The sequence below is a fragment of the Synechococcus sp. A15-44 genome (assembly GCF_014280115.1).
Lineage (GTDB): Bacteria > Cyanobacteriota > Cyanobacteriia > PCC-6307 > Cyanobiaceae > Parasynechococcus.
On the sequence record NZ_CP047938.1, the window covers coordinates 192,185 to 215,774 of the forward strand.

The window sequence follows — 23,590 nt, forward strand, 5'->3', positions numbered from 1 at the left end:
AGACTTTGCCGCAGCTTCAATCCGTCGTGGAGATGCGGGACCTCACGATGCAGTGGGGAGCTCGGCCTGTTCTGGATCGGGTCAACCTGACCCTGCGGGCGGGGGAGCGCTTGGCCGTGGTGGGTCCATCGGGGGCTGGCAAGTCAACAGTGCTGCGCCTGCTGGCTGGTTTGCAGTTGCCCACCAGTGGTGAACTGCGCTTGTTCAACCAACCGCAGACCTACCTGCGGTTGGACCAGGCCGATCCACCGGACGTGCGGCTGGTGTTTCAAAACCCCGCTCTGTTGGCATCGCTCACGGTTGAAGAGAACGTCGGCTTCCTCTTGCGGGAACGGGCGCAGCTGTCGCGGCAGGAGATTCGTGATCGTGTGCGTGCCTGTCTGGAGGCGGTGGGGCTCTACGACGTGGCTCACCTCTATGCAGGTGAATTGAGTGGTGGCATGCAGAAGCGGGTGAGCTTTGCCCGTGCCCTGATTGATGATCCTCAGCGGGGGGATCAGTCGATGCCCTTGCTGTTGTACGACGAGCCCACCGCAGGGCTCGACCCCGTGGCTTGCACGCGGATCGAAGACTTGATTGTGAAAACCACCACCGTGGCCCAGGGATGTTCGGTGGTGGTGAGCCACGTGCGCAGCACGATTGAACGCTCTGCGGAACGGGTGGTGATGCTTTACGACGGTCAGTTCCGGTGGGAAGGCTCGGTGGATGCGTTCCGCAGCACAGACAACCCCTATGTCGTCCAGTTCAGGACGGGTAGCCTGCGCGGACCGATGCAACCGGCGGAGCACTAACCACCATGCGACGCAGCGTTCGTGATGCCATCGTCGGATTCACGGTGATTGGCGGCATCATCGGATTTGCTTCAACGGCACTTTGGCTCAGGGGGGTTCGTTTGGGGGCCAGCCACTGGTCCTTGACGGCCCGTTTCAACGAAGCGGCGGGCCTGGCGGAGCGTTCTCCTGTCACCTATCGCGGCATCCTGGTGGGCTCGGTGCGCTCGATTGCGGTCACGTCCGAAGCAGTGGTGGCTGAGCTCGAGATCGACAAAGGCGATCTGCTCCTCCCGCTTCCGGTGACGGCCACGGTGGCTTCCGGTTCGTTGCTGGGGGGTGATGCGCAGGTGTCTCTCGTGAGCCGCGGCACCCCGTTGGCGAAGGATGCACCCCTCCCGCGAGCAGCGAACTGCCGCCCTGAACAGCAACTCTGTGATGGCAGCACCGTTCAAGGTCGTGAAGCGGCCAGCTTGTCCACCGTGACGGAGACACTGCAGGAGTTGCTGGCCCAGGCGCAGAACGAACGGGTGATTCCCCACGCGGCGGACTCGTTGGAGCAGATCGATGCCACGGCGAGGCAATTCCAAGTGCTGACGGTTCAGCTCCAGGACGAGTTGGCCAAGGCTGCGCCCGTCATTCGCAATCTCGAGGCCGCCACGGCCAATGCCGTCGCGGCGACGGCCCACGTGAACAGCATCGCGTCTTCCCTCGACAATCCTCAAACGTTGAGTGAGCTCAAGCAGACGGCGGCCAATGCCGCCCAGCTCACCGCCACGATCGATGCTGTGGGCGGCGATGTGGCAAAACTCACGGGCGATCCTGAGTTCATGAGGGGCGTGCGCAATCTCACCATCGGCCTGGGTGAACTGTTTGGTGAGATTTATCCGGCCCAGACCGCCAAGTAGGCACGATATCGGGTCGATATTGGTGTGATTTCGACTCAATATCGTGCTGGTTAGATGGTGCTGATGGCCTCCATTGCAACAGCTGCAATCGCCTGATCGCTGGCCTTGGGCAGCTGAACGTATTTGCCGCCGGCGGCTTCAGCGAGGTCTTTGCCCATGCCGCTGCCGATGAACTTGCGCTCGGTGTCGATCACCAGCAGCTTGATCCCCAGCATCCGGTAGCGGGCGGCCACATCCAGCACCTCCTGTTTGAGGTCGGGCTTCTCTTCGCCTTCCAGTTCGGGTTGGCCCAGGGAGGTGCTCAGGGGCACGTTGCCGCGTCCGTCGGTGATCGCCACCACCACCACCTGGCCGAGATCTCCCGTTGCCAGTGCATTGGCGCCGACGCGGGCCGCCTGCGTGAGGCCATGGGCCAGAGGTGAGCCACCGCCGCAGGGCATCGATTCCAGACGGCGTCGCGCCGCCGTGATCGAGCGGGTGGGGGGCAGCAGCACTTCGGCCTGGTCGCCGCGGAAGGGGATCAGGGCCACTTCATCGCGGTTTTCGTAGGCCTCGGTGAGCAGACGGATCACGGCGCCCTTGGCGCTCTGCATCCGGTTGAGGGCCATCGAGCCGCTGGCATCCACCAGGAACACCACAAGAGCTCCGGCCTTGCGCTGCAGCAACTTGGCGCGCAGATCGCCCTCTTCCACGATCACCGAGCGGCCCGGTTCCCGTTCTCGCCGAATCTTCTGGTACGGCGCCGCCGCCCGCAGGGTGGCGTCCACGGCGATCCGCCGCACCGGACCTCGGGGCAGCATCGGTTTCACATAGCGACCGCGGCTGTCGCTCAGCACCACCGAACGGCTGCCGCTGTTCCCGCTTTTTGCCTTGGCGGCGTTGAACAGCAGCAGATCGGGATCCACCTCGATCGCTTCCGGGTCGAGCATGAACTCCTCGGGCACAGCTGGAGGGGCCTGGTCCTCCTCGCCATCGCCGTCATCGTCGTCGGTGGTGTCGTCCTCGCTGTTGTCCACCGGAGGGTCGTTCTCCTCCTCACCGGATCCCTCCGGTGGTGGGGGCGGGTTCTCCTGCTGGTCGTCACCCTGGTCCTGGGGCGGTGGCGGCGGCTCCTGGTCTTGCGGCGGAGGTGGCTCCATCTGTTGGTCTGGTGGTGGCATCTGAGAAGCCCGCGGCGCGATCACCAGGGCCACGGCCACCTGCAAGTCGTCGGCTTCAACGCGGTCCCGGCCGCTGAGGGCGGCATGGGCCTTGGCCACCCGTACGGCGTAGAGCTCGGAGCGATGACCCTCCACCCCACCGCGGATGGCTTCGGTGACGAGGTATTCGATCTGTTCGCCGCTGATCTGCACATCCGGCAGCCACTGGCGAGCCAACAGCAGTTGGGTGGCCAGGGCATCTGTTTCCTCACTCCACTTTTCAGCAAAGCTGCGGCTGCATTGGCCATGGCTGATCACCGCATTGGTGATTTCCACCCGCTGCTCAGTGCTCACCAGCTGATTGGCCGAGAGTGCGATGGCAAAGCGATCCAGCAGGTGATCGCGGACGTTGCCCTCCTCTGGGTTGTACGTGGCGATCAGCAGGGGCCGGCAGGGGTGGCTGAGGCTGAGACCTTCCCGCTCAACGCGGTTTTCGCCACTGCCCACGGCCGCCAGCATCAAGTTGACGATGCCGTCGTCGAGAAGATTGAGCTCATCGACATAGAGAACCCCACGGTGGGCATCAGCGAGTAGCCCGGGCTGAAACACGGCGCTGCCACTGGATAGGGAAGCGGCAACGTCTACAGCACCCACCAGCCGGTCTTCGGTGATGCCCAGGGGGATCTGAACGAAGGGGGCGGGGATGACCGTGGAGGGCGGTTCGCCACTGATGCGCTCCAGGGTGGCGTCGTCCCATTCATCAGGGTTTTGTGGGTCGAGGTTGCGGCCAACTCCGGCTTCGGTGTCGAGGATGTCGATCGGGGGCAGCAGGGCATGCAGGCCCCGTGCCAGGACTGATTTGCCGGTGCCACGCCCACCTGCGATCACCACGCCTCCCAGGCCAGGGTCAACCGCAGCCAGCAAGAGGGCGAGCTTGAGGGTTCCATGGCCGGTAATGGCAGCCAGGGGAAAGGCGCGGGTTGCCTGGTCGTCCTTGATTGCTACACCGCTCGCCACCATGGGGCATTCAGCCGTTTGTGCGTGACAGTCTCGCTGATGACAGCGGAACTTTATGCAGTTTTCTTCAGCCGGGCTTCCAGGTGGTCAATCAAGGCCGAATTGAATTGCAGCTGCAGTTCCTGTTGCCTGAGTTCTCGGTCTCCGATGGCTGTGTCTTCATTGGATGATTTGGACAAAATGCTGCCGATTTGATCGTTGAACTCAGGCGCGATGCCGTGCTGGAGGTGTTTGTTGATGAAAAATGAAATGGCTTCATCGGCGGTTTGTTGTTCACTCAACTGTTTGGCTTTTTCGGTAATTCCATTTCTCGCAAGCTTTAGGAGGGCCTTGGTTGCATCTGAAGATTTTTGCGATGTCAGGAGTGGTTGCAACGCTTCGATTGCGGAATCAATCTGATTGGAATCAAGGAGGGTCTTGGCTTTCAGTTGCAGTGCCTGTGGGGCGTGGTTGTAAAACTCAAATAGGATGTCAATCATGCCAAGGGCAACCTTGCTTTTTCCGGCATCCACAATCGACTTGATTTCTTCGATGGTTAATTTTTTTGCCTTTGGATCTGAGATTTTGGCTTTTTTTGCCCCTGGCTTGGGGAGGTGTTGAGGCTTCCAGTTGTTGGCTAAAGCGTAGTTGCTGCAGCGCAGGAGAAGGTGGCGTGATCGGTTTTTTGAGTACTGTTTTTGTTCGGCATCGAGGTCTTGTAGAGACTTCTGAATCCCCCGTTTAAGTTTCGGGGTGTTCTCGTTTTTAAGGAGGTTGTTGAGAATCGCTTTGGCGTCTTGAAGGTTGCCGCTCACGGCCAGGGTGAGGGCCTGTTGTTGGACAACAGTTGGGGAGCGAAAGCCTTCGCTGAGGGCACGCTTGATAATCAGCTGCGAAAGTTTGGCGTGACCCTTGCCGCGGAGATGCTCTGCCTCCTTGGCAATGATCGCGGTCAGATCATTGTTGGTTTTCCAGTCCTTCGGTTTGGGGATGAATTGGAGTGGTTGTTGCTTGTTCTTGGCGAGTTTGTGGAAGTATTTCAGCAGCGCTCTGGTTTGGTTGGCGAGGGCGGTTTGGCGTTGTTGGCAGAGCTTCAGAGACTGCGCGGCATCGCCTGCAAGTTCGGGATTGTCGGGGTCATTTTTTAGTTTTTTCCAGATCTCCTGGGCGGGCTGTAAATTCCGCTTTCAGCAAGATAATGCGCCTTCTGGGTCAGGAGTTTAGGCGTGGGAAGACCTGCGTTCAGCCCTTTGTTGATGGCTTGAATGGCGAGTTTATATTTTTTCTGTGCCGCGTATTTTTCTGCTTCTTGGAGTGTGAGCCGAATGTGTTCGTCTTTGGAAGGTAGGAGGAGGAGGATTCGAGCGCTTTTTTTCTTGGCGTTGGGCTTTTGCTTGGTTGGTTTTTCGTTCCTTGTCTTGGGAGCTTTTTTCCGGGAGGAAAAGAGGGAGAAAGATTGGCTAAACACCATTGCCCGATTGGAAAAAGCTGCCTGGGCGCGTGATCATGGCATTGCAGCTCGTGGGGTTTGGCGTTGGCTTGGCGCAATCTGCTGGCCCCCTTGCGGCGCTTCCATGGCCATCTGAATGCTTTGCGATGCAGCCTCGATGGATAACTGCCCCTTGGCCGTGGCGTTGGGCTCCAACCGGCCCACTCGGTTTGGTGCGCCGCGCAACACATTGATGGCGGTGCGGCCATTGCTGGAGCGATGTTTCGCCACTTGGTCGGGCCAAGAGCTTCGTTGTTCTTGGTCGCTGCTTCATTATACGGCCCCCGTTGGCGGCCCCCCCGATCAGCCCCATTACTGCAATGCCGTGATGTTGGTGAAGGGCATCAAGGCGCAGCCGAATGAGGCCCACGCCTTGGAGTTGTTGGATGCGCTCCAGTCTCTGGAACACGATTTTGGTCGGGATCGTTGTGCGGAGCAGCGTTGGGGACCCCGCCCACTCGATCTCGATCTCTTGTTTTGGGGTGAGTTCCGGCTTGAGCATCCCCGCTTGGTGTTGCCCCATCCGCGGATGCACCTGCGCCGCTTTGTGCTGGAGCCGTTGCTCGAGGCGATGCACGGCACTCACCCGCCATGCTGGTGATTCTTCACGCTTGATTCGATGGCGCCCCTGCCGGCCCCGGAGCCCTTTGAGCTGCTGGACACCGTTGAGGCGGTGGATGTGCGCAAGCTTCGCTTCGAGCGCAACCGGATCAAGCTGCCGATGGGGGTGGAAGCAACCTTCGGGATGATCCGTCACCCAGGCGCCTCTCTGGCGGTGCCGATCACCAACGATGGCCAGGTGGTGTTGCTGCGTCAGTACCGCTTTGCGGTTCAGGCCCGCCTGCTCGAATTCCCCGCCGGCACGCTTGAAGATGGCGAAGATCCACTGGAATCGATGCGGCGGGAGTTGGGAGAAGAAGCCGGCTACAGCGCAGAGCGTTGGGATGCGCTGGGGCCGATGCTCCCTTGCCCGGGCTATTCCGATGAGGTGATTCATTGCTTCCTGGCGCGGGAGCTCACCGCGTTGGAGAACCCGCCGGCGGGGGACGACGACGAGGACCTGGAGGTGGTGTTGATGAGTCCAGCGCAGTTGGACGCAGCGCTGGCATCCGGCGATGAATGGCTCGATGGCAAAAGCGTCACCGCCTGGTTCCGCGCCAAGCAGCTTCTCGGCCTCTGATGATCACCTCTCGCGTTCTGTTCTGGCACCGCCGCGATCTGCGCCTGGCGGACAACCTTGGTTTGATCGCTGCTGCCGAAATCAGTCCGGCTGTGACGGGGGTCTACGTGCTCGACCCCAAGGTGATCAACCCGCCGGAGCATTTGCCGCCGATGGCGCCGGCACGGCTGTGGTTCCTGATCGAAAGCCTGGTGGAATTGCAGCAGCGCTGGCGTGATGCCGGTAGCAGGCTGCTGGTACTGGAGGGCGACCCGGTGGCGGTCTTGCCGCAGATGGCACAGCAGATCGATGCTGAGGCCGTGGTGTGGAACCGTGATGTGGAGCCCTACTCCCGTGAGCGCGACCGCCAGGTGGCCAAGAAGTTGCAGGCGGACGGCCGAAAGGTGGTGGTGGATTGGGATCAGTTGCTGATCGCTCCGGAGCTGCTCAAGACCGGCGGTGGTGATCCTTACCGCGTCTATGGCCCCTTCCTTCGCAACTGGCGTGGTCAGGTGCTGGCCACGCAGCCCAGCGCCGTTGCTGCCCCCACTGGGCTGGTGGATCTTGATTCCGCTCAGGTACCGGCCGGAGATCCCCTTGAGGTTCTGCGGGGAAGCCATGGTTTCAAGGGCGTCGAAATCTGCCCCTGTCGCCCTGGCGAGGCAGCGGCGCTGGGGCAACTCACCACGTTCTGCGATGGGCCGTTGCTTGGCTACGAGCCTGACCGTAATTTTCCCGGCACTCCTGGAACCTCTTATTTGAGTGCAGCTTTGAGTGTGGGAACCCTCAGTCCCCGCCAGGCCTGGTGCGCCGCCCAGGACTCCCGAGAGCAAGCCCGCAGCGAGGAGCACTTGCAGGCCATTGCTGTGTGGGAACAGGAGCTGGGTTGGCGTGAGTTCTACCAGCAGGCCCTGTTTCATTTCCCGGAACTGGCTGATGGTCCCTACCGCGAGCAGTGGCGCCGTTTCCCCTGGGAGAACAACGAGGACTGGTTCGACTTCTGGAAGGAGGGCCAGACCGGCATGCCGATCATTGATGCCGCCATGCGCCAGCTCAACCAGACCGGCTGGATGCACAACCGCTGCCGCATGATCGTGGCCTCTTATCTGGTTAAAGACTTGATCTGCGACTGGCGCTGGGGTGAGCGTGCCTTCATGGAGTTGGAGGTGGACGGCGACCTGGCCGCCAACAATGGTGGATGGCAGTGGAGTGCCAGCAGCGGCATGGACCCCAAGCCCCTGCGCATCTTCAACCCAGCCACCCAGGCCTCCAAATTCGATTCAGCTGGCGACTACATCCGCCAGTGGGTGCCGGAGCTCCGCCATGTGAACACCAAGGATCTGCTCAGTGGTGAGATCGGAGCCCTCGAGCGACGCGATTACCCTGAGCCTCTCGTGAATCACAAAACCCAGCAGGCCAAGTTCAAGGCGCTTTACGCCACCATCCGGTCCTGATCGCGACCTTCGCTGCGGCGGAACTGGGCTGGCACATTGGACACCAGCAGTTGGCGCAGGGTGTCGATCACCGTTTGTTGCTGGTCTTCCTTTAGCTCAGGGAAGATCGGCAGGCTGAGAACTTGGCTGCAGAGCTGTTCTGTCACCGGCAGGGAGCCCTGCTTTAAGCCGAGGTGGGCGTAGGCAGGTTGCCGGTGAATCGGGATCGGGTAATAGATGATCGTGCTCACACCGTGCTCCTGCAGGGTTTGTTTGAGCCAGTCGCGGCAGCAGCTCTCCGGGATCCCGTGGCGTGCACTGGTGGTGGAGGGATTACAGCTGGCGTTGCAGAGCGGTTGACCGGTGGGGCAGCTGCCGATGCGCACGACGAACTGGTTCCAGCTGTGGCCTTCGTTGGAGGAAGGCAGGGTGAGTCCTTGGAGATCCCCGAGGGCATCTCGGTAACGGGAGGCAATCGCTGTGCGGTTGCTGATCCAGCTCTCCAGCTTCGGCAGTTTCACATTCAGAACTGCTGCCTGAATTGCATCAAGTCGGCTGTTGTATCCAAGGCTTGTGTGCAAGTAGCGCTCGGGCATGCCATGCACGGCAAGCTCGCGCATGGCCTGAGCTAGCTCGGCATCGCGGGTGGTGACGGCACCACCGTCTCCAGCCGCACCAAGGTTCTTGGTGGGGAAGAAACTGAAGCAGCCCGCATCTCCGAAGCTCCCCACCGCCTGGCCCTGCCAACGGGCTCCCGTCGCCTGGGCGCAGTCTTCGATCACCTTCAGCTGATGGCGCTCGGCAATGGCCATCAGACGAGTCATGTCCACCGCACGGCCAAATAGATGCACCGGCATCAGGGCCTTGGTGGCCGGGGTGATCGCGGTTTCGATTTGTTCGAAATCGATCAGGTAGGTGCTGGGGTCGACATCCACGAACACCGGTATGGCGCCGACGGCGCTGATGGCCTCAGCGGTGGCGAAAAAACTGAACGAGCAGGTGATCACCTCATCACCTGCACCAATCCCAAGGCCACGCAGGGCAAGGATCAACGCGTCGGTGCCGCTGTTGCAGCCCACGGCATGCTCGCAGCCGACGCTGACGGCAAAGGCCTCTTCGAATTGTTTGATCTGCGGTCCGCCGATGTACTGACCGCTTCGCAACACCGCAAGAACCGCCTCTTCGAGGTCCACACCGAGATCGTTGATCTGCTGGCCGAGGCTGAAGGGAGGTACCTGCATAAAGCAAAGCTTAAGTGGCTCCGCCGAACCACTCCGGTTCTTGTCCGGGGTTCCACTTCACATTGCATCCCACCGAGGCCGTCTGGTCTGTGCTGACAGGAGTTCCCGTCAGCACGGCATCGAGGGCGGCCCGCAGGTCTCGGCCGTCGAGGGGCTGATTATTGCCGGGTCGGCTGTCGTCCAACTGGCCGCGATAGCGCAGGCTTTGTACGCCTTTGCCGTCGGGTGAGAACAGATAGAACTCCGGCGTGCAGGCGGCCTTGAGAGCTCGGGCCAGGATTTGCTGCTCATCCAGGAGGTAGGGAAAGCTCCAGCCGTGACGCTGGGCTTGATCTGCCAGTTGTCCCGGTCCGTCCTGGGGGTGGGTGATCAGGCTGTTGCTGCTGACGCCGACCAACTGCACCGCATTGCTGAAGTCGTTGTCCAGCCGAGTGAGCTCAGGTTCCACGTGTTTCACAAACGGGCAATGGGCGCAAAGCACCATCAGCAGCACGGGTCGCTGGTCCAGAGAACCGCTGCTCAGCCGGCCGCCGGTGACCTGGGGAAGATCAAAACTAGGAAGGCATGTGCCGAGCGCCAGCATCGTGGATGGTGTCAGGGCCATAACGCGCAGGCAGATGCGGCGAATCTGCTTCAGGATGGCCACCTCCGGTGGTGATGGATGCCGCGCCTGCGTCTGCTTTGGGGATTTGCCCTGCTGCTGGGGGCCTGCGGTGCTCCAAAGGAACCACCCAGCTGGCGGTTGTACCCCCTGCAGCGCCATTCCCCCCATGACGGGGTGGCTGTGGTGAACCAGCCCGATGGCTATGGGCTCCACATCTATCTGGAGACAGACACCAGCTTCCCGGGGGTGTGTCGTCCCCGATGGCTGCCGGATCCTGCCCGCTTGTTCAACGGCAATGGAGCCACTCCGTTCAGTTCCGGGCTGGCGACCCGTCAGGAGTTTTTCGATGCCGTGGCCCGGCGCGATGTGCGAGCTCTGTTGGAGAAGGAGCTGGAGGCTCTGTGCCAGGCACGCGCCCCTGAGGACCGCTGGCAGTGGACTGAGCCGCCCCGGAGCGACGATCAGGTGGTTCCTGTGCAGCTGCCCTCACTCGAAGAGGAAGACCTGCTCACCAATCCCGTGGAGGAATTGAAGCGGGCCCGGCAGCTGTTGAGGGATCAACGGGCTGGTGAGTAGCCCTCCCACACCACAGCTTCGGCTGCGCGCCAATAGCGGCTGAATCGCCCCAGCCGGGGTGGTCGCGGAAGCTCCACGAACGGTTTGGGTTCCAGCAGTTCAAGCGGCAGTTCTGCATCGATGGCTTCGCCGATCCGCTCCAGGCGTGGATCCACCGTGCTGCTGCTGATCACACCATCTGCCTGATGGCGACGGGCAAATGCCAGCACCTCAGCGGCCACATCCCCCTTGCGCAAGGTGAGGGGAAGGTCGAGGGCGTTTTCGTAGAGGAAACCAAGCCGTTTGCGGCTGATTCGTGCGTTTTGGATCCAGCGGGTGTCGAACACGAACACCGCTGGGGCATCAGGCCAGGCCTGCAGTGCTGGGTTGTTAGGACCAAGAGCCTCCTCGTGAATCCAGAGGATGGGGCGTTGAAACGTCATGGAGGATCTCCTGCTTATCGCTTGGGACGGGCCAGGGCGGCACTGGCGCCCCCGCTGTTCCGGCGTTGGCGGTTGCGTTGCTGGTTTCGGTCATTGCCGTTGTCTCGGATGGCTGGCATCGGAGCGAACAGCTGGTTCTCCAGTTGGTCGTAGCTGCCCTCGAAGGGGCAGGAGTTGGCACTGGGGCAGCCGTCGCAGTACTGCCCGTCGCTGTAGCGCTCCAGGTTGCCGCGGTTGAAGAAGTAGGGCTTGTGGCTGAAGGTGCTGGCCACCCATTGCCAGCTCAGATGGTTGCTGGCCGGATCGCCATCCAGCAGGTGCTCCAGGAACCAGTCGGCACCGGCTTTCCAGTGCACCCGTCGCCAATGCACGAGCCAGGAGGCCATCCACATGCGGGCGTGGTTGTGCAGCCAGCCGGTGCTCACCAGTTGATCGCGGAAGCCATCCATGCAGGCCAGCCCCGTGCTCCCGTCGCGCACATCGGCCGGCAGCTCCCGGGAATAGGCACCAGCGTCATGGCCCGTCTTGAACGGTTCCTGATCGTTGTTAATCCCGTCACCCAGGTCGAGCCACATCCGTTGCCAGAAGTCGCGCCAACCGAGTTCGTTGATCAACTTTCCGCCTTCATCGCGGTTGCGGATCCGTGCAAAGACGGCATCGCGCACCTCCGCGAGGCTCAGCACGCCGTGGCGGATGTAGGGCGACAGCCCGGTCACTGCGCCCTTGAGGTGGTTTCGGCTTTTGGCGTAGCGCCTTGCGTCAATGCGCCGCAGCTTCTCTTCGGCTGCCTCACGCCCACCACGGATCGGACTGAGCTCCCCTTCCGCCCCTGGGAACTGCTGCGCCAACAGGGTATTCAGCGCATCGCGTGAGGCGAATTGCCGTGGCAGGTCGCCGTTGATCGGGGGTGACGCAGCGCTGGGCACCGGCCTTCGTCAGCAAAGGAGCGGTGATCTTGGCGGGGGATGGGGGAGAATCGCGCGAATTCAACCCGTTCCGGTCTGTCCTGATGCTGCTTGATCTCACCGGCAAGAAGATTCTCGTCACCGGCATCGCCAACAACCGTTCGATCGCCTGGGGCATTGCTCAGCAGCTCAAGGCGGCCGGTGCTGAACTCGGCATCACCTACCTGCCCGACGACAAGGGCCGCTTTGAGGCCAAGGTGCGTGAACTCACCGCGCCCCTCGAGCCCAGCCTCTTCCTGCCTCTGAATGTGCAGGATGCCGACCAGATGGCTGAGGTCTTTGGCGAGATCAAGGAGAAGTGGGGCGTTCTTGATGGTTTGGTGCATTGCCTGGCCTTTGCAGGCAAGGAAGAGCTGATCGGTGACTACAGCGCCACCACCCCTGAAGGCTTCGCCCGTTCCCTCGACATCAGCGCCTACTCCCTGGCCCCCCTCTGTGCCCATGCCAAGCCGCTGTTCAGCGAGAAGGCTGGCGTGATCACGCTCTCGTACCTCGGTGCTGAGCGGGCGATCCCTAACTACAACGTGATGGGTGTCGCCAAGGCGGCTCTGGAGGCGTCCGTTCGTTACCTCGCTGCAGAGCTGGGTCCCGACAAGCAAGTGCGCGTCAATGCCATCAGCGCTGGTCCGATCCGCACCCTGGCTAGCTCAGCTATCGGCGGCATCCTCGAGATGATCCACAACGTCGAGGAGAAGGCTCCCTTGCGCCGCACCGTCACCCAGATGGAGGTGGGTGGCACCGCTGCCTTCCTGCTCAGTGACCTGGCCAGCGGAATCTCCGGACAGACGATTTATGTGGATGCGGGCTACTGCGTCACGGGAATGTGAGGCACGATGAGGGAACTGAAGGTCGAGTGATGGCACGCCAGGGAGACATCCATCGGGTCACTGGTGAAACCGATGTGAAGGTGCGTCTGGATCTCGATGGCTCCGGCCAGTGCCAGGCCAGCACCGGTGTGCCGTTTCTCGACCACATGCTTCATCAAATCAGTAGCCACGGCCTGATCGACCTGGAGATCAAGGCGGTGGGAGATACCCACATCGATGATCACCACACCAATGAGGATGTGGGCATTGCCGTGGGGCAGTCCCTGGCCCAGGCCCTGGGGGACCGGCGCGGTATTCACCGCTTCGGTCACTTCGTGGCACCGCTGGACGAGGCCCTGGTGCAGGTGGCCTTGGATTGTTCCGGTCGCCCCCACCTCAGCTACAGCCTTGAGATTCCCAGCCAAAAGATCGGCACGTACGACACCGAGCTGGTGAAGGAGTTCTTCGTGGCGGTGGTCAACAACAGCGGGCTGACACTGCACATCCGTCAGCTGGACGGCGTCAATTCCCATCACATCGTGGAAGCCTGCTTCAAGGCTTTTGCCAGGGCCCTGCGCATGGCCACGGAGGTGGATCCCCGCCGGGCCGGCGCGATCCCCAGCAGCAAAGGTGTCTTGGAGCAGGCCGGCGCCAGCTGAGGCCCACCGCGCGCTTCACAGTCCGTTACGAGAAGATGGACGAACGTTGATCGTTCGCCCGTGACCGTTGCCCCCGCCCGCAGCTATGACCGCAGCGACTGGGCCAGTTCCTTTGTCAATGTTGAGGAGGAACTGACTGACGTAGAGCTGACTCCGGTGCGTGGAACGGTGCCGATGGAGCTTCAGGGCACGTTCTATCGCAATGGACCTGGACGGCTTGAGCGGGATGGGCATCGGGTGCACCACCCCTTCGATGGCGACGGCATGATCGCGGCGATGCGGTTTGAGAACGGCAGCGTCTCCCTCAGCAACCGTTTTGTGCGCACTGAGGGTTGGCTGGCGGAGGAGAAGGCCGGCAAGGTGCTCTACCGCGGGGTTTTCGGCAGCCAGAAGCCCGGTGGTCGGCTGGCCAACGCCTTTGACCTGCGCTTGAAGAACATCGCCAACACCAACGTGGTGCGTCTGGGCGATCAGCTGTTGGCCCTCTGGGAGGCGGCGGAACCCCATGCGCTCGATCCGCGCAGCCTGGAGACTCGCGGCCTTTCACGCCTCGATGGAGTGTTGAAAAAGGGCGAGGCCTTCAGTGCTCACCCCCGCTTCGACCCCGGCCACAACGGCCGACCCTGCATGGTCACCTTCGGGGTCAAGACCGGGCCCCGCAGCACCATCCGCCTGATGGAGTTCGCCACCGATGGCCCTGAGGCCGGCGCCTTGCTGCACGACCGTTCCGACAGCTTCCCCGGGTTTGCCTTCCTCCACGATTTCGCCATCACCCCCAACTGGGCGGTTTTCCTCCAGAACGCCATCGCCTTCAATCCCTTGCCGTTTGTGACTGGCGAAAAGGGTGCGGCCCAGTGCCTGGCATCTCAACCCGGCGGCAAGGGGCGTTTCTGGCTGATTCCCCGGGATTCCGGTCGTTTCGCTGGCCAGAAGCCCCGCATCCTCGAAGCCCCCGATGGCTTCGTCTTCCATCACCTCAACGCGTTCGAGGACGGTGATCACGTTGTGGTGGAGAGCATCGTCTACGACGATTTCCCATCCATCGGACCCGATGAGGATTTCGCTGAGGTGAATTTCGACACGGTGCCGGAGGGGATCCTGCACCGTTGCCGCCTCGATCTCAGTCGTGAATCGGTGCAGACCGAGCGGATCAGCGAGCGCACCTGTGAGTTCGCCATGGTCAACCCCGAGCGTCAGGGCCGCAGCGCCTGCTTCGCCTGGATGGCGGTGGCTGAGCGGGAGACGGGCAACGATCCGTTGCAGGCCATCCAGAAACTTGATCTGCACTCCGGGGCGACCCACACCTGGAGTGCGGCGCCCAGGGGCTTTGTGAGTGAGCCGTTGATGGTGCGTCGTCCCGGTGCTGAAGCCGAAGACGAGGGCTGGGTGCTGGACCTGGTGTGGAACGGGGCCCGCTCCGCATCCGACTTGGTGATCCTCGATGCCCGTGATCTGACTGAGGTGGCGGTGCTGGAGCTGCCGTTGGCTGTTCCCCATGGATTGCACGGGAGCTGGGCACCCCAACGCTGATACGTTGAGGCCTTTCGCAGGCCTCACGGGTGCCAACGTCATTCACGCGTCCGCAGATCAATCGTGACGAGCGGATGCTGTGGATCCATGCCGGACCTCACAAGGCAGCAAGCAGTTACGTCACCGAGCGGCTCCGTCAAAACCGGGATCATCTCGCTGCTCAGGGTGTGTTGATGGATGGTGACAACAACCGTCTTGCCAATGCCGTTGCTGAAAAGGACTATGGCCCTGTTGAGGAGGTTCTTGCCACGCTGCCTTCTTCGCTGAACAGGGTTTTGCTCAGCAGTTCCTCTTTGGATGATCGGATCCTCAGTCGAACTGTCTTGGGTAAATTGCAGGCCCTTGTTGAGCGGCAAGGGTTTAAATTAGGCGTCAGTTACTTCGTCCGTGACCAGCAGTCCTGGTTGAATTCTGTTTATGCACATAGGGTGCGCAGATTTCGTGAAACCCCCGATTTTGAGCAATATTGTGAATACATTATGCACGATTCTGACTCATGGAATATTGCTTATCCATCCAAATTTCGTGTTTTGAGTCGCTTCCCAGCGATTGCGACGTTGTTTCTACCGTTGTCGAAGCAGGTGGCGATCACGGATCCTTTTCTGGCCCTGGTTGAGGGCCTTGATCTGGAGAAGCCTGCGGGTGAACAGGGTTGGCTTGCGGGCCGTTCCTCAAAGCAGAACATTCAGCCCGGGGCCCGGGGGATCTGGATGTCGGCCCTCTGCCGTCGCTTGATGGTGGAAACAGGGTTCGACCCGGAAGTGCTTAAGCGGAAGGGCAAGGTTATCCGTGATCTCGCCATCGAGCTCGGTTGGGACCGGGAGAAATTTGACGGCTTCGATCAACCGATTCAAGACCGGGTTTCAGCCTTTTACGCCAGCTCCAACGAAGCTTTTGCCCAGCAGCACTGGGGTGTCAGCTGGAAAAGTCTTTTCCCCGTGAGGCCTGCCGCGCAACGCGTATACGCAGGGCCTCAGAGCGAGACGGAGCGCAAGGAGATGCGCGGTCTCATGGTCCGTGTGCTGCGGGAGTTGCGTTTCCCCTGGCTGTTGCGGCGTCGTTTTTTTGCTCTGTACGACGCCGCTATCTGAGCGCGACGGGTGGGCTCCCGGGTCAGTCACGGCTTGACACAGGCCGGTCATGGTTAAGCAGAGTTTGCCGCTCCAAGCTCGCCAGCATGGAGATCCCAACAGAAGACTCGGCATGACTTCTCGTTTCTGGAGCGCTGCGAAGGTCGTCGCGCCCGTTCTGCTCGGGCTCAATGTTTTGGCGCCATCCCCGCTGCTGGCTGCAGAGCGCGTTTGCAATGGCACCCTGCTTCAGATCCAGGTGAATGAGCGTGGCACCAGCCGCAGTGATCGTTTTCGCTTTTCGCTCGGGCTCGACGCTGAACATGCCAGTAAGGACGCTGCGATGAGCGCCCTTAACGCCCGGTTGGCAGAGGCGCGTCAGGTCATTCAGCCCCTGGCGATAGGCCGGCTCACGATCCCTGCACCCCGCAGCTACTCCGTTGGGCGAGGCACGTCGGGACCACGGCTGGAGCGGGCGAGCACCACCATCACGGGCGAGGTGAGCCGTGACCATTACGACGCGCTGATCCAGGCCGCAGGTCGTTTGCCGGGGGTTCGACTGCAGGGAATGACATCCTTGGCGTCGAGCGATAGCCGCGCCTCATTGGCGGATCAGTTGCTGAAACAAGCTCTCGAGACGGGGCAACGTCACGCCCAGGCCACAGCTCGGGCTCTCGGCCTGCGCAAGGTGGAGTTGTTGCTAATTGACCAGCGTGGATCGACCTATCGGCCCATGGCGATGGCTGCACGCATGGGGGAGGCCAGCTTCAAGCCTGCGGAGGCTCCCAAGCCAAGTCAGAGCCTCACCCTCAAATTGGATTACTGCCTGCGTTGATTGGCATCGGGATCACTGCGGAGTGACCGTGCCCCGCCGCCATTCCTTCCAGGCCAGCCTTGGCGCTGACCAAAGGGTTGCCAGCACCAGCGGGGTGACCGGCACCGCGGTGATCACGATGAAGGCTTGAAGTGCGTCGATGGAGGTGCTGTCCCCCAGGCCCGTGCCGATGCGCAGCAGCACCAAGGTGAGACTGCCGATCATCAAGGCCCAGAACAGGCGAAGTAGAGCAGGGGGCTCGTTGCGGCCGCTCACCACCATGGCCGCGGCGTAACTCATCGAGTCGGCGCTGGTGCACATAAACAGCACCACCAGCAGCAGGCCGATCGGAATCAGCAGGCCGGCCAGGGGCAGCTGGCTGAGGATGGTCAGCAGTGCAGCGGCGGCTCCGTTTTGGGCGAGGGCTTCGCTGATGCCGCCTCCGGCCAACTCCAGATGCAATCCGGTGCCTCCCAGCAGGGTGAACCAAAGGTTGGTCACGATCGGACAAAGGATGGCTACTGCCAGCACCAGTTCACGGATGCTGCGACCTCGGCTGACGCCGGCGGTGAACAGCCCCATCAAGGGCGCGTAGCCCAGGAACCAGCCCCAGTAGAACACCGTCCAGCCATTCACCCAGTTCGACGGCACGGCATTGGGTGTGAGGGCCATCTGCGGCAGATGGATCAGGTAGGTGATGAAGCCGCTGAAGAAGTGCTGAATCAGCCAGAGGCCTGGGCCCAACAGCAGCAGGCCCGCCGCCATGGCCAGGGTGAGCCACACATTGAGCTCCGAAAGCCACTTGATGCCTTTTTGAATGCCGCTGACGGTGGATGTTGCAAAGACGGCCGTCAGCAGCACTACCACCAGGGATTGCAGGCCGGCACTGTCGGTGAGCCAGGGCAGTTGCCCTGCGGCATTGCTGAGCTGCAGCGAGAGGAAGCCCAAGGGGCCAACGGTGCCCGCGATGGCGGCCACCACAGACAACCCATCCGCCAGGTGACCGATCGGACCATCCACCCAGCTGCGCGGCACGATGTTCACCAGCAGGGTGCGGGGACGCAGGGGTTCACCGCGTCGTTCCAGGATCGAGAAGGTGATCGTGGTGGTGGTGGCCACCAGGGCCCAGGCGAGGAAGCCCCAGTGCAGAAAACTCACCGCCAGGGCGGGATCCACAGCTGCCGCTGTGCTGCCTTCGACCCCTTCAAACACTGGGGATGGGGTCTGGAAGTGATACAGCGGTTCGGCAGCGGACCAGAACACACCACCTCCCGCCAGCAGGGTGCAGATCAGCACCGCGCACCAATCGAAGAATTTGAAGCTCGGCTTGGCGTCCGCTCCGCCAAGCCGGAGTTTGCCGATGGGGCTGATGGCAAGGATCAGCGCGATCAGAAACAGCAGCACCACCATCCATTGCCAAACTCCCCCCAGGGCATCACTGATCACGGCTTTGCCGGTTTCAGTGAAATGCTTGGCCAGAGCCAGGTCGATGGCCGAGACCAACAGAAAAATCAGCAGGGGGATGGCGCCGACCCAAAGAGGGGGCTGTTGCCACCAGGAACGCTGGTTTGCGGGGTTGTCAGACATCGGATGAGGGGTGAGAGGTCAGGCTCGGACGGCGTCGCGTTGGTGGCTCCAGCAGGTGAGATCCACTGCAGGCTGTTCGCCACTGGCGAGGCGTGCCAGGGAATCGCCGATCAGCGGAGCAAACTTGAAGGCCTGGCCGGATCCCCCCGCAAACAGACTCAGCTTCGGGCTGAGCCGATCCAGCACGAAGTTCACATCGCTGGCCATGGAGTACGGGCTGATCACGGTCTCGACTCGCTCCTGAACTCCCTCCAATTCGTTGAACAGGAAGGTGTCGAGCAGCTCCACCAGTCGGGCTGGTGGCTCGGTGACCATGGCGTTGGGTGCGGCGACCCGCAGTTCTTGTGGGGCCCAGTCGATACCGGCCTTAATCCGGGGCCGGCCATCCGCCGTTTGGCTCAACACGGGGAAGCCGTAGTACAGGCCACCATCGTCGCCTTGTTCTTGCTGGAAGCAGAACCACTGGGGGTAGCGATCAGCGAGTGCTGGATTGACGGTGTAGTGGGCCCAAAGCATCGGCCACACCTCCAGTTTCGGTGCCAAGCCGAGGGGGGCCAGCAACAGTTGGCTCCAGATCCCGCAGGCCACCACCAGTTGGCTTGCGGCGATGTGCTCGCCGCTCTGCAGGGTGACGCCTCCACCATCGGGATCGAGTCCGGCCACGGGGCAGTGCTCGATCAGCCGATGGCCGGCGTTACGGGCGGTATTGATCCAGTGGGTGACAACTTTGTCGCTGCGCACGGCACCGGCGGTGGGTTCGAACAGGCCAGTGAAACCCGCCTTCGGCTTCAGCGGGAAACGGGCAGCGATCTGTTCAGCATTGAGGGCCTCATAGGGGATTCCCTGATCGTCCATGACCCGTCGGGCCCCGGGAATCGATCCCTCGATCGTTTCCTCATCCCAGCTTTCGCCGTAGAAGAGCAGGCCGTGGGTCTCTCTCAGCTGCTCGCCGGCGTGAGTTTCCTCTTCCCGCCAGAGGCGATTGGCCTCCTGGGCCAGACGGCAGAGCACCGGGTCGGAATACATCTCCCGGAACATCCGGGTTTCGCCGTAGCTGCTGGCCTTGGCGTGAGCCAGGGTCTGGGCCTCCAGCAGCACCACATCGCGCACGCCGCGGCGTGCCAGGGATGCAGCGCAGCTCAGGCCCGCCATGCCGCCGCCGACGATCACGACCGCTGCGCGGCTGGGCAGTGAGGAGGGCGTGCTCATTCGCTCTCTCCAAAGCTGAGGCCGATGGGATCGGTGGAGGGTGTCGCCGCCACTTCCTCGAGGGCGGCCCCAACCGATAAACCCTGTTCGCGCTGATTGAGATAGTCGCTTGCCCGCCGGCGCACCTCATCGCGTACGAAGGCATAGACGTCCGTGGCGCCTGCATCCTTCCAGGCATCGGGGGAGAACCGCTCGATCGAATCGGCGATCACGGCGCCAGCATTCACAAGAGGGTCAGGCAGTACCCGCACACCGCGGCGACGCAGGTCGTCTGCTAATTGCGGTTGCTGGAAGGGGGCATTGGCTGCAGGAACCACGGCGGGGGTCTTCAAGGCCGTTGCCATTTCGGCGTTGATCAACCCGGAGATGGAACAGGGCAGCACCAGGTCGAGGTCCAGTTCCCACCAGGCACAGCTCTCCGGCAGCGGCGTCGCGCCGGGAAAACTGGCTCTCTCGCGATCCAGATCCACGGTGAACACCGTCCAGCCGTGATCGACGAGATGACGGGCCACCGTTCCGCCGACGGCACCGCAGCCGTGCACGAGGGCCCGGCCGGGAATGGCGTCTTTGAGGTCTTTCTCCAGCACTGCCTCCACGGCGCCGAGGGTGCCATGGGCGGTGGCGGCACTGGCGTCTACTGGGCTGCCGACCGCCGCCAGCACATGCGGTGTGAGCGCCGTCAGACGCTCCATGTCCTCCAGGCTGGTGTTGAGATCGCAACCGGTGATCATGGCGCCATCGAGCGACTCCAGCAGCTCGGCGGTGACGCTGATCAGTTCATCCTTGACCGCATCGGGTTCTGCGGCCCGGGCAACGATCTTGCCTCCAGCGAAACCGGTGCCGTAAAGATCGTGCTTGTGGGTCATCAACCCCGCCAGCCGCTGTCCATCAGCGATGCAGGCTTCGTCGCTCGGGTAATTGAGCAAGCGCAGGCCCCCGTTGGCGGGGCGCTTGGCGTCGGTGTCTTCCGCTACGACAAACACCGAGAGGTGGTCGGAGACGTGTTCTGCCAGTACCGACACGGTCGGCGCTGTTTTCTTGTCGCTGCTCATCAGGCCACCTTCTCCATCATCTGGTGGTGTTCGACGTAGTCGAGACTCCACTCGCTGGGGGTTTCGGCGATGCGCTGTTGCAGCCGCTCGTACACCGTGTCTGCAGCGGTGTCCCCGGCAGCACTGGCGAAGCTGTGGCGACTCCAGCTGCGGATTGTCGCCATTAAGCCGGCGGCGAAAGTCGCCGTGTCGCCGTTCTCGTTCCAGCGGCGACGGTAAGGGCACTTCACGTAAACGGTGCGCTCGTCCACCAGCCGCAGGCCGTTGCGGTAAGCGGCGCTCTTCTCGTCCTTCAGCGGAGCCATGAACTCCTCGGGGGACTTGTAGAAGTTCAGAACTGTGCCTTGTTTGTACTGCTCCTGGCTGATCAGGCCTTCCTCGGCCATGCCCCGCCAGATCTGGTGCAGCTGGTCGTGCACGTTGCGGGTTTCGCCGCCGTTGTGCCCGAGATAGAGCCCTGCTTCATCCCGGGAGAGGTTCACCGTCAGCAGGCGGCCGCCCAGCTTCAGTTCGCGGCTGCGCAGTTCAAGGATGTGGTTCCAGTCCTTCATCGCCTGGGCGGTGAAGCGCTGAAGGGCCTCGCCATCACTGGAGGCCAGCACATGGGTGTGGCTCTCCAGCGGTCCGGGGGAGGCGCTCAGCCAGTGCATGGCCGTAGCGGAAAAACCGAAACTCACGCTGTTCGGCGCCACGGAGGGTTCGTAGAAGCTGCGGGCACTCACCAGCACCGTTGGCTTCGGATGCCGTGGGATCTGCAGGGCCAGGTTGTTGGCCAGAGCAATGTTGTCGTTGCTCGGAAGGTCGTTGCCGATCAGCGTCAGGTGGGCGTTCGGCTGATTGGCATGCAGGCGATCCAGCACCTGATTCCACAGCCCAACAGCGGTGCCGCCATCGGCAGCTCCGTAATCAATCAGGACATGGCTGTCAGCGACAGCCAGTTCATCTACACAAGTCAAGGCCCAGTCCGAAGCGGCTTCAATGCAGAGGAGAGCCCCTTCGGTCTGCGCGCTGTAACCCGTGGTCATGGCGATGGCCATGGACCTCGTCAGCGGCAGGCCTCACCGTACAGACCATGCCCCGAGGACCTTTGTCTCCCAGGTTCTTCTTCAGCTTGCTTCGAGCAACTGGCGCAACTTGGGTTCCAGGAGGCTGAAGGCCTTGCCGCGGTGGCCGTGCTGCTTTTTCACCGCCAACGGCATCTCCGCGAAGGTGCGGCCGGTTCCAGCAACTTCGAAGATCGGGTCGTAGCCGAAACCCTGATCTCCCCGGGGTTGGGCCGTGATCAAGCCGTCGCAGCGGCCTTCCACCTCCAGCAAGATGGTGCCGTCTGGGCCGGCGACACAGAGCGCGGCGCAGAAATAGGCCTGGCGTTGGTCTGAGCCGTTCAGGGCCTTCAGCAACCGCGCAATCCGTTTTGAATCTGTTGGCGCGTAGCGGGCGGAGTGAACACCCGGAGCGCCATCAAGCGCATCAACGCTGAGGCCTGAATCGTCGGCCAGGGCCCATTCCCCTGTGGCGGAGGCAACCGCTTGAGCCTTGAGCCGGGCATTGGCGGCAAAGGTGGTGCCCGTCTCCTCCACCTCCAAGCCTTCTGGCTGGGGTTGCACGCTGACGGGCAGGGCCTGCAGCAGACCCTGGAATTCACGAATCTTGCCGGCGTTGCCGCTGGCGATCACAAGGGTCTTCATGCGGCCTCCGCAAACTGTCGGGCCCAGGCGAGAACCTCGTTCACCCGCTCGGCATCCGGCCCTTCGCAGTAGAGCCGCAGCAGCGGTTCCGTGCCGGAGAAGCGCAGCATCAGCCAGTGGTTCGGCCCCATCCTCAGTTTGATCCCGTCGGTGCTGATCACTTCCAGCACGTCTGCGCCGGCGATGGTCGAGGGCGTGCTCTGGTCCAGCAGCGTCTCGAGCCGTCGGCGTGCCTCCATGTCGGCCAGGCGCAGGTCGAGTCGGTCGTAGTGACTGCTGCCTCCATGTTGTTGCTGGAGTGCATCCAGACGCGCACCCAGGGGTTGCTTCCCTTCCACCAGGGCTTCCAGCACCAGCATCGCCGCGAACAGGGCGTCCCGCTCGGGCAGGTGCATGCCGAAGCCCACGCCACCGGATTCCTCTCCGCCGATCAGCACATCCCCGGCCAGCATCTCTGCGGCGATGTACTTGAAGCCCACCGCGAGCTCCAGAACCTTGCGTCCCTGGGCCTCCGCCACCAGCCGCATCAGATCCGAGCCGCTCACGGTCTTGACCACAGCGCCCGGCAGCTGGCGGGCTCGGGCCAGGTGATCGATCAACAGGGGCATCAGCAGCTGGGTGCTGCAGAACCGACCGGTTTCATCCACGGCGGCGATGCGGTCTCCATCGCCATCGAACACCAGTCCCACCGCAGGGGTCCCGGCGGCGGTTGAGGCCTTCACCGCTTGGATCAGCTCCCCGAGATAGGGCGCCAGGGGTTCCGGCGGATGACCACCGAACAAGGGATTGCGATCGCTGCGGATTTCCTCCACAACGCCAGAGGCGTCAGGGCCGAGCAGCTCCGTTACGCACCCCGCGGCTGATCCGTGCATCGGATCGACGATCACCTTCAGGTTGATGGCCTTGAGGCCACGCACCAGGGCAGTGAGGTCCAGCTTGCGGCGCAGCCCCTCGAGATGTTCGCCGCGTCCATCAAAGCGAGGCACGTCCGCCTTGATCGGTGCTGTGATGCCGCCGGCGGCCAGACGTCGTTCGACTGCGGCTGTGAAGTCTCCCTCGACCGATCCACCGAAGGGCCCTTTGATCTTCAGACCCAGCCATTCCGGCGGGTTGTGACTGGCGGTGATCACGAGCGCCCCCAGGGCCTTGCGCTCCACCACGGCCCAGCTGCAGGCCGGCGTGGGGACCGCGGTGTCGGTGAGCAGGGGTTCGAGTTCACAACCCCGCACCGCGGCGGCGATGGCTTCCGCCAGTTCGGGGGCCAGGAAGCGCCGGTCGTAACCGATCACCACCGTTCGGCTGTTGAGACCTTCCGGGGCGCGATGCGCCAGTTCCTGGGCAGCGGCAGCGGCAACCGGCAACAACCGCTCCACCGTGATGTCCACGCCGATGATCCCGCGCCAGCCATCGGTGCCGAACTTGATCGGAGCTGGGCTTAAGGGGAGGTGAGCCGATGCCATGGCATAGTTTGTA

At 62.4% G+C, this 23,590-nt stretch carries 25 protein-coding genes; 12 read left to right on the top strand and 13 right to left on the bottom strand.

Annotated features, from left to right (window positions below; genetic code table 11):
- Positions 1-32: 32 nt before the first annotated feature.
- Positions 33-791 carry an ABC transporter ATP-binding protein gene (locus tag SynA1544_RS00965; RefSeq protein WP_186515394.1) on the top strand — a complete coding sequence of 253 codons (759 nt, stop codon included), beginning with the start codon at positions 33-35 and terminating at the stop codon, positions 789-791.
- 5 nt (positions 792-796) lie between these two features.
- Complete coding sequence (locus SynA1544_RS00970) at positions 797-1,678, top strand: MlaD family protein (protein ID WP_186514510.1); 882 nt, start codon at positions 797-799, stop codon at positions 1,676-1,678.
- Between the two features lie 50 nt (positions 1,679-1,728).
- Here the strand turns inward: SynA1544_RS00970 and bchD are convergent, their stop codons facing one another.
- Both bchD and SynA1544_RS00980 read right to left on the bottom strand, forming a co-directional pair.
- On the bottom strand, positions 1,729-3,837 hold the full coding sequence (gene bchD / locus SynA1544_RS00975; protein ID WP_186514511.1) for a magnesium chelatase ATPase subunit D: 2,109 nt from the start codon (positions 3,835-3,837) through the stop codon (positions 1,729-1,731).
- Positions 3,838-3,887: 50 nt separating this feature from the next.
- Positions 3,888-4,628 (bottom strand): hypothetical protein, encoded by a 741-nt coding sequence (locus SynA1544_RS00980; RefSeq protein ID WP_186514512.1) that lies wholly within the window; start codon positions 4,626-4,628, stop codon positions 3,888-3,890.
- Between SynA1544_RS00980 and SynA1544_RS00985 the strand changes: the two genes are divergently transcribed.
- A complete protein-coding gene (locus SynA1544_RS00985; protein ID WP_186514513.1) occupies positions 4,611-4,961 on the top strand; it encodes a hypothetical protein in 351 nt (116 codons plus the stop codon). The genes SynA1544_RS00980 and SynA1544_RS00985 overlap by 18 nt on opposite strands.
- Here SynA1544_RS00985 and SynA1544_RS00990 read toward each other — a convergent pair.
- Positions 4,958-5,284, bottom strand: coding sequence for a hypothetical protein (locus tag SynA1544_RS00990; protein WP_186514514.1), 327 nt, complete (start codon positions 5,282-5,284; stop codon positions 4,958-4,960). The genes SynA1544_RS00985 and SynA1544_RS00990 overlap by 4 nt on opposite strands.
- A 136-nt stretch (positions 5,285-5,420) precedes the next feature.
- On the opposite strand from SynA1544_RS00990, the gene folK reads away from it, so the two are divergent.
- The 3 genes from folK to SynA1544_RS01005 are packed head-to-tail and all read left to right on the top strand — an operon-like array spanning position 5,421 to position 7,915.
- Positions 5,421-5,903, top strand: a complete 483-nt coding sequence (gene folK / locus SynA1544_RS00995) for a 2-amino-4-hydroxy-6-hydroxymethyldihydropteridine diphosphokinase (protein ID WP_186514515.1) — start codon at positions 5,421-5,423, stop codon at positions 5,901-5,903.
- An 18-nt stretch (positions 5,904-5,921) separates the two neighbouring features.
- On the top strand, positions 5,922-6,482 hold the full coding sequence (locus tag SynA1544_RS01000) for an NUDIX hydrolase (protein WP_186514516.1): 561 nt from the start codon (positions 5,922-5,924) through the stop codon (positions 6,480-6,482).
- Positions 6,482-7,915, top strand: coding sequence for an FAD-binding domain-containing protein (locus SynA1544_RS01005; protein ID WP_186514517.1), 1,434 nt, complete (start codon positions 6,482-6,484; stop codon positions 7,913-7,915). Before SynA1544_RS01000 ends, SynA1544_RS01005 begins: the two co-directional genes overlap by 1 nt.
- Here the strand turns inward: SynA1544_RS01005 and SynA1544_RS01010 are convergent.
- Complete coding sequence (locus SynA1544_RS01010) at positions 7,894-9,135, bottom strand: DegT/DnrJ/EryC1/StrS aminotransferase family protein (RefSeq protein ID WP_186514518.1); 1,242 nt, start codon at positions 9,133-9,135, stop codon at positions 7,894-7,896. The genes SynA1544_RS01005 and SynA1544_RS01010 overlap by 22 nt on opposite strands.
- A gap of 10 nt (positions 9,136-9,145) precedes the next feature.
- A complete protein-coding gene (locus SynA1544_RS01015) occupies positions 9,146-9,739 on the bottom strand; it encodes a thioredoxin family protein (RefSeq protein ID WP_186515395.1) in 594 nt (197 codons plus the stop codon).
- A gap of 57 nt (positions 9,740-9,796) precedes the next feature.
- Between SynA1544_RS01015 and SynA1544_RS01020 the strand changes: the two genes are divergently transcribed.
- Positions 9,797-10,315 carry a hypothetical protein gene (locus tag SynA1544_RS01020; RefSeq protein WP_186514519.1) on the top strand — a complete coding sequence of 173 codons (519 nt, stop codon included), beginning with the start codon at positions 9,797-9,799 and terminating at the stop codon, positions 10,313-10,315.
- Here the strand turns inward: SynA1544_RS01020 and SynA1544_RS01025 are convergent.
- Entirely contained in the window at positions 10,297-10,737 is a 441-nt protein-coding gene (locus SynA1544_RS01025) for a hypothetical protein (protein ID WP_186514520.1), read from the bottom strand. The genes SynA1544_RS01020 and SynA1544_RS01025 overlap by 19 nt on opposite strands.
- Before the next feature lie 14 nt (positions 10,738-10,751).
- Complete coding sequence (locus SynA1544_RS01030; protein WP_186514521.1) at positions 10,752-11,663, bottom strand: FAD-binding domain-containing protein; 912 nt, start codon at positions 11,661-11,663, stop codon at positions 10,752-10,754.
- An 83-nt stretch (positions 11,664-11,746) separates the two neighbouring features.
- On the opposite strand from SynA1544_RS01030, the gene fabI reads away from it, so the two are divergent.
- The 5 genes from fabI (at position 11,747) to SynA1544_RS01055 (ending at position 16,602) form a co-directional block, all read left to right on the top strand.
- Positions 11,747-12,529 carry an enoyl-ACP reductase FabI gene (gene fabI / locus SynA1544_RS01035; RefSeq protein ID WP_186515396.1) on the top strand — a complete coding sequence of 261 codons (783 nt, stop codon included), beginning with the start codon at positions 11,747-11,749 and terminating at the stop codon, positions 12,527-12,529.
- A 29-nt stretch (positions 12,530-12,558) separates the two neighbouring features.
- Positions 12,559-13,167, top strand: coding sequence for an imidazoleglycerol-phosphate dehydratase HisB (gene hisB, locus SynA1544_RS01040; protein ID WP_186514522.1), 609 nt, complete (start codon positions 12,559-12,561; stop codon positions 13,165-13,167).
- A gap of 60 nt (positions 13,168-13,227) precedes the next feature.
- A complete protein-coding gene (locus SynA1544_RS01045) occupies positions 13,228-14,697 on the top strand; it encodes a carotenoid oxygenase family protein (protein ID WP_186514523.1) in 1,470 nt (489 codons plus the stop codon).
- Between the two features lie 29 nt (positions 14,698-14,726).
- Positions 14,727-15,788: a hypothetical protein gene (locus SynA1544_RS01050; RefSeq protein WP_186514524.1), complete on the top strand. Its 1,062-nt coding sequence runs from the start codon at positions 14,727-14,729 to the stop codon at positions 15,786-15,788.
- 112 nt (positions 15,789-15,900) lie between these two features.
- A complete protein-coding gene (locus tag SynA1544_RS01055) occupies positions 15,901-16,602 on the top strand; it encodes an SIMPL domain-containing protein (RefSeq protein WP_186514525.1) in 702 nt (233 codons plus the stop codon).
- A 12-nt stretch (positions 16,603-16,614) separates the two neighbouring features.
- Here SynA1544_RS01055 and SynA1544_RS01060 read toward each other — a convergent pair whose 3' ends face one another.
- The 6 genes from SynA1544_RS01060 to SynA1544_RS01085 all read right to left on the bottom strand — a co-directional run bounded on the left by SynA1544_RS01060 (position 16,615) and on the right by SynA1544_RS01085 (position 23,577).
- A complete protein-coding gene (locus SynA1544_RS01060) occupies positions 16,615-18,168 on the bottom strand; it encodes a BCCT family transporter (RefSeq protein WP_186514526.1) in 1,554 nt (517 codons plus the stop codon).
- Positions 18,169-18,186: 18 nt separating this feature from the next.
- Positions 18,187-19,377 carry an FAD-dependent oxidoreductase gene (locus tag SynA1544_RS01065; protein ID WP_186514527.1) on the bottom strand — a complete coding sequence of 397 codons (1,191 nt, stop codon included), beginning with the start codon at positions 19,375-19,377 and terminating at the stop codon, positions 18,187-18,189.
- Positions 19,374-20,429, bottom strand: a complete 1,056-nt coding sequence (locus SynA1544_RS01070; protein WP_186514528.1) for a Glu/Leu/Phe/Val dehydrogenase dimerization domain-containing protein — start codon at positions 20,427-20,429, stop codon at positions 19,374-19,376. The genes SynA1544_RS01065 and SynA1544_RS01070 overlap by 4 nt, the downstream gene beginning before the upstream one ends.
- On the bottom strand, positions 20,429-21,466 hold the full coding sequence (locus SynA1544_RS01075; RefSeq protein WP_186514529.1) for an SAM-dependent methyltransferase: 1,038 nt from the start codon (positions 21,464-21,466) through the stop codon (positions 20,429-20,431). The genes SynA1544_RS01070 and SynA1544_RS01075 overlap by 1 nt, the downstream gene beginning before the upstream one ends.
- A 69-nt stretch (positions 21,467-21,535) precedes the next feature.
- Positions 21,536-22,117, bottom strand: coding sequence for an RdgB/HAM1 family non-canonical purine NTP pyrophosphatase (gene rdgB, locus SynA1544_RS01080; protein WP_186514530.1), 582 nt, complete (start codon positions 22,115-22,117; stop codon positions 21,536-21,538).
- A complete protein-coding gene (locus tag SynA1544_RS01085; protein WP_186514531.1) occupies positions 22,114-23,577 on the bottom strand; it encodes a phosphoglucomutase/phosphomannomutase family protein in 1,464 nt (487 codons plus the stop codon). Before SynA1544_RS01085 ends, rdgB begins: the two co-directional genes overlap by 4 nt.
- Positions 23,578-23,590 lie beyond the last annotated feature (13 nt).